This is a genomic window from Komagataeibacter kakiaceti JCM 25156, assembly GCF_000613305.1.
This window is the reverse complement of record NZ_BAIO01000434.1, coordinates 1-2,012: the sequence shown is the minus strand read 5'-3', so window position 1 is coordinate 2,012 and position 2,012 is coordinate 1. Positions and strand designations below refer to the sequence as shown.

The 2,012-nt window shown below is 66.3% G+C and carries 1 protein-coding gene and 1 pseudogene; both read left to right on the top strand.

The window, feature by feature from the left end; genetic code table 11:
• Window positions 1–961, top strand: a pseudogene (argJ, locus tag JCM25156_RS24955) (bifunctional glutamate N-acetyltransferase/amino-acid acetyltransferase ArgJ); the annotation flags it as partial.
• Between the two features lie 109 nt (window positions 962–1,070).
• Window positions 1,071–1,661 carry an RDD family protein gene (locus JCM25156_RS14905; RefSeq protein WP_025813700.1) on the top strand — a complete coding sequence of 197 codons (591 nt, stop codon included), beginning with the start codon at window positions 1,071–1,073 and terminating at the stop codon, window positions 1,659–1,661.
• Window positions 1,662–2,012: the final 351 nt, after the last annotated feature.

Below are 2,012 nucleotides of genomic sequence, written 5' to 3'. Positions count from 1 at the left end.
GCGCCGGTTTCGAGGCGACGCAGGCCAATGCGGCCGATGCCGCCCGGCTGGTCGGCTGCGCGGCGAGCGAGAGGTGTTCCTCGCCTCCACCGGGGTGATCGGGGAAATCCTGCCCTACCAGAAGATTTCAGCCGCCCTGCCCGGCCTGTACGCCACCCTGTCCGATAACGGATGGGCGGACGCCGCGCGCGGCATCATGACCACCGACACCTTCCCCAAGGCCGCGACCCGCACGGCGCGGATCGGGTCCACCACCGTACGCATCCAGGGCATCGCCAAGGGCAGCGGCATGGTGGCGCCGGACATGGCCACCATGCTGTCCTTCGTCGCGACCGACGCGGCGCTGCCCGCGGGCGTGATCCAGTCCCTGCTGGCGGATGGCGTGAACCGCAGCTTCAACTGCATCACGGTGGATTCGGATACTTCCACCTCCGACATGGTGCTGCTGTTCGCCACGGGGCAGGCGGGCAATGCGCCCGTCGCCACAGCGGATGACCCGGCGCTGGCCGATTTCCGCGCCGCACTCGATGCCCTGCTGCTGGAACTGGCGCTGCTGGTGATCCGTGACGGGGAGGGCGTGACGAAGATGATGCATATTGTCGTCACCGGCGCGACATCCGATGAATCGGCCCACCGGGTCGCGATGGCCGTGGCCAATTCCCCGCTGGTCAAGACCGCCGTCGCGGGGGAGGACGCCAACTGGGGCCGCGTGGTGATGGCGGTGGGCAAATGTGGCGAACCCGCCAACCGCGACACGCTGTCCGTCGGCATTGGCGGCACATGGATCGCGCGCCATGGCACGGTCGTGCCCGGTTATGACGAGACCCCCGTCGTCGCCCACATGAAGGGGCAGGAAATCGAGATCACGATCGATCTCGGCCTGGCCAACGGCACGGCGCAGGCATGGGGCTGCGACCTGACCCACGGCTATATCGACATAAACGGTTCCTACCGCAGCTAGGCGCGCGGGGGCCTGAACAGGCCACACCCGTTTTTCCTGTTCCGTTCCGCCCGCAGCAGTGGCAAAGCTGTTCGGGTAATCCAACGGCAGCCAGACAGGAACGCCCTGCATGACGAACCAGTTTTTCCGCCCCGCCTCTAGCCCACAGGATGTCTGGACCTATGGCGGCTTCTGGATCCGGGTTGTCGCCTATCTGATCGATTCCATCGTGATCTGGGCGCTTCTGGCCCTGCTGGGGCTGCTTCTGGTGCCGCCCAGCCTGTCGGTGTCCATATTCGACCAGCAGCCGATCCGGGGCAGCGGGGGGGATTACCGCATCTCCTACATCCAGCCCGCCGACTATACCATCCTGTCCACCACCCCGCACCTGCACTGGAATGGCAACGGGGTGTTCGAACTGGTGTCGCTGCTGCTGCCCGCGGCCTATTTCATCGTGTGCGAGGCCTCGACGCTCCAGGCCACGCCGGGCAAGATCGCCTGCCGCATGCGGGTGACGGACCTGTACGGCAACCGCATCACGCTGCTGCGGGCGGCGGGGCGCTATTTTGGCAAGTACCTGTCCGCGCTGATCCTGGGGTTCGGCTTTCTCATGGTCATGTGGACGCAGCGCAAACAGGGGCTGCATGACATTCTGGCGGGCACCTGCGTCATCCGCCGCGAAGCCCGCGCCGTGGCCCCTCCGCCGCCGCAATGGGGCTGAAATAACGGAAAAGACACGCATAAATGCAACCTTGGTGCCGCTGGCAATCTTTTATTACTCTGCTATCGGAGTCTTTCGGGGCAGCCTGACAGTCGGCCCGACGCCCGCGCGGCATGCGGGCCGGGTTCTGTCCGGGTGGGGAAGTCCCGTGCTTTTCCGCCCGATTTCGTGTTTCCAAGGAGGTGAACAATCGGCATGCCGGCCCATTTCGTGACGACAGCCCATCCCGCGCCGAACCGTTTCCCACGGCGCGGCTTCCTGACCGTGCTGGCAGCTTTCATGCTGGTGTTCCTGCCATGGGCCTGCCCGGCCCGGGCGGCGGAGGGGGCGGCGGCCCAGGCCACCGGATCG

Coding starts and splice junctions, on each gene's coding strand:
- JCM25156_RS14905 (WP_025813700.1), top strand. CDS start 1,071: ATGACGAACCAGTTTTTCCGCCCCGCCTCTAGCCCACAGGATGTCTGG.